This window comes from Hydrocoleum sp. CS-953 (assembly GCF_002260545.1).
Lineage (GTDB): Bacteria > Cyanobacteriota > Cyanobacteriia > Cyanobacteriales > Microcoleaceae > Trichodesmium.
Window position 1 is genome coordinate 1 of sequence record NZ_LGSU01000523.1, and the last position, 3,495, is coordinate 3,495.

Here is a 3,495-nt window from a genome sequence, read left to right on the forward strand (position 1 = left end):
TGAGTGTGGTATTTATTGCCACTGCGACTGGGGAACCGAAAGCAGCAGATGATGCGAAAAATTTAGACATATTTGAACCTTGGCAAATTCCCACAAATCTTTGTTTTGACCACGACCGCATTATTCAAGATTATTTGCGGTATCGTCATTATGGTATTAGACCAAGAGTTGGTTCAACAATTAATAATTAATAATTTTCGGAAGACTTTTGGAGGAAAATCTGATAATTGCTTCATGTCGGAAAGGATAATTTCTGGTTTATCTCGATACATATTTACCTGTCCACTAATATAAACATATCCCCTACCTAAACCAAAATAACGATTTTTTAATAGTTGTAATAAAGGCTTTATTTCTGCACTGTTAGTATCTGGAATCCATAATTTTAAACGATGGTCTTTAGTACCGTCATAAACTAAAGCACCATTATCTAACCACTTAGAAACTCCTCCCTGTAAATCAAAAAAAACTGTAATATATTCTCCCGTTTCTGCTGCTGCTAAAATTTTGGGAAAATCTAATCTAACTTCTAGGACTCCCGCAGCTATTCCATAAGTACGATAATTTTCTACAATGGAAGCTCTTAAAGTCCACCAAGGTACAAGTAAATTATAATTTCTTTTGCGTTTCCCTTTATTTATTTCAGAATTCCAAACACCAAGATTATTTGCTTGAGCTTCTATTTCTGCTTCAGTCATTTCTTGATGATATAATCGAGAATATCCATATTTAATAAAGTAGGGACTCCACCCTTCTTTGATGAGTTTGATATTAAAGTTTTCACTATTTTTATGTACATAAGCGATTAAGCGACCTTGATGGTCTCGATACTTTTCTAAACAGTTTTCTATAGGGTCATCTGTATCAAATTCAATATCAACTTCTGCAAGTTCACCATTAGGTAATGTGAAATATTGTATTGCCATTTCTGATGCTTGTTTACCAATTTCTGTAACAGGTTTAGAATATTCAGAATAGCTTTCTTCGGCATCAACATAATCCATTCTGATAAATTCTCGCTTATCGTTCAATAGGACTTTGATTGTATCACCATCAACTACTCTTGTGACTTGGAGATTTTTAATTATTGTGCCTTTTTTTTCGACGGTTAAAGTTTCAGATGTCATTGTTATTAATGTTGAAGGAAAAAGGGAAAAAGAATAGGAGAGAAGTTAAGCATAAAACTTCATTGATCAGTATTCTTGTTGATAGGGAAGTTCTGATTATTTCTCTATATTGAAGATAATTTTTTACAAACAGTATGATTTTCTAGTTAACTAAATTAGTTTAGTATTATACATGAAATCTGGAAATACAGCAGATTTGACCTTAGTGATGCTAATTTATTTGGTATTGTTTGTGTAAACTCTTAGCAATCCTATTTTATTCGTGGCAAAAATCTTACTGCTTTTTAGAGAAAAGGGAAAAGGAAACAGGGAACAGGTGTAAGTTTCAACCTTTTTTATTTACTTTTTAATTACCCAAAACCTATGGGCGGATTGCTATATTAGCAAATATCTACCAAAGTTTAAGTTTTTTCCTACTTTTAAGTCTTCTTCCCTTTTACTTCTTGCTTCTTCCTTCTTACCGAAATAATTAATAATTAAACAATTAAATAATTAGATCATTCCCGCCTTGAAGCCTCCCCTTTCAAGAGAAAAAAGCGGTCGTTTGCGGAGCAGTCCGTTAGGATGAGATGGCGTTTCGCTACGCGACATGAAAAGCGTTCGCGGCTCTGCAAGAGCGGGTTTCCTCGCCATATCTAATCGACCAAGAGAAATAAATCTTTTCCTGATTAGTGTCAATCCTATCCCTTTTAGGGAGAGGTAATTATCAATTATCAATTATCCATTATCCATTAATGAACAGCTAATACTACCAGACTTGATATTACTTTATTCTTTCTACACCAGAATAAATATTAAATTTTCTGCCACGCAAAAACCCGACTAAAGTAATATTAAATTCTTTGGCTATTTCTACTGCTAAACTACTCGGAGCAGAAACAGCACAAACTATTGGCAAACCTACAGTTATACACTTTTGTAATATCTCAAAACTCGATCGCCCACTTACCATGACAATATGATTATTTAAAGGTAATTGACCTGCTAAAAATTCTGAACCAATTAACTTATCTAAAGCGTTATGTCTTCCCACATCTTCCCGTAACTTCAACAGTTCTCCTTGAGCATTAAATAAACCAGCAGCGTGTAAACCTCCTGTAGATTTAAACACTCCTTGAGCAGTGCTTAATTTTTCAGGCAAACTATAAATAATTTCTGGTGAAACTTCTAATCCTAAAGGAATAGCTGAATATCCTTTTATTTGCAAAGATTCTATACTTGCTTTCCCACAAACTCCACAAGCGCTAGTTGTAAAAAAATGTCTTTCTAGGGTTTTGAGATTGGGGTTGAATTTTGAATTAAGAGTGACATTAACAATATTTTGTCGTTGTTCTCCATCAATTTCTTGGTCTACACAATAACTAATTTTGGCAATATCTTCACGATTTTTGATAACTCCTTCACTATAAAGAAATCCTGTAGCTAAATCAAAATCTGCTCCTGGAGTTCTCATGGTAACTGCTATAGTTTGTTGAGGAAAAGTTAGGCGAATTTCTAAAGGTTCTTCTGTTGCTAATTGGTCGGAAAGAGTAACAAAATTGTGATTTTCTACTACCCAAATTTGTGCTTTAGTTTTACTACTAGGAGAATTTTTCATACTTAGGAAATAGGGAAGTGATAAAAAAAATTTTGTTTGTAGTTGGGCTTTAGCCCGATAATAGATATATATTGCTCAGAGCTATTCTACAAACCTCTAATTATAACTATTTAACCGGACATTATATTATACCAATTCCCATGCATTAATGCTATACTTAATTAAAACTTCAGTTACTAAGTAATTACTTTAGTAGAATAACTTTTTTGCTGATTTTAGGTAATTTAAAGTTAATTATTCTTAATTTGTACGGACGTTGCACCGGCAAAAATGCGTTTTCCGTTCCGGAATGCTCCGCAAACATGTCGCGCAGCGATACGTCCCTACACTCCCCTACTCCCCTACTCCCCTACTCAATCAAATTTAGAAAAGTTTTTTAGAAATGGTATTACATAGGACTTCTCAGAGTTTTTTTGAGAGAATGGAGGGAAATTTTGCTTGAAAAGTTGCACATCAGGAGAATGCTTGTTTTATGGAAAAAAAGTCATAAATTGCTTCCGACTTTATAAACCTGGCTGCTTAATATCTTATCTAAATATCCCTTTAATCAAATCCAATTATTTTTTTGACAGAAATCTCTACTGAAGGAAACGCCAGGGGAAAAATAATTCCATCTTGATAGTTTTGTTCAATTTGATATTCATTATTCATTAGATTGCGAAATACTTTTAAATTTTTTTTAGCAATATCAATTACCCAATATTCTTTTATTCCTGAATTGGCATATAATGTTTTTTTAGTTCCTAAATCTTTTTGTAATGTACTATCAGC

At 33.2% G+C, this 3,495-nt stretch carries 3 protein-coding genes and 1 pseudogene; 1 reads left to right on the top strand and 3 read right to left on the bottom strand.

Annotation, left to right across the window (positions count from 1 at the left end; genetic code table 11):
- Positions 1 to 191, top strand: a pseudogene (locus AFK68_RS05460) (NUDIX hydrolase); the annotation flags it as partial.
- On the opposite strand, the gene AFK68_RS05465 reads toward AFK68_RS05460, so the two are convergent.
- The 3 genes from AFK68_RS05465 to AFK68_RS05475 all read right to left on the bottom strand — a co-directional run.
- A complete protein-coding gene (locus tag AFK68_RS05465; protein ID WP_094671909.1) occupies positions 174 to 1,127 on the bottom strand; it encodes a thermonuclease family protein in 954 nt (317 codons plus the stop codon). The pseudogene AFK68_RS05460 and the gene AFK68_RS05465 sit on opposite strands and share 18 nt — an antisense overlap.
- 763 nt (positions 1,128 to 1,890) lie before the next feature.
- Entirely contained in the window at positions 1,891 to 2,724 is an 834-nt protein-coding gene (fdhD, locus tag AFK68_RS05470; protein WP_094671910.1) for a formate dehydrogenase accessory sulfurtransferase FdhD, read from the bottom strand.
- 543 nt (positions 2,725 to 3,267) lie between these two features.
- A partial coding sequence (locus AFK68_RS05475; RefSeq protein ID WP_210407245.1) for a Uma2 family endonuclease occupies positions 3,268 to 3,495 on the bottom strand: 228 nt, incomplete at its 5' end.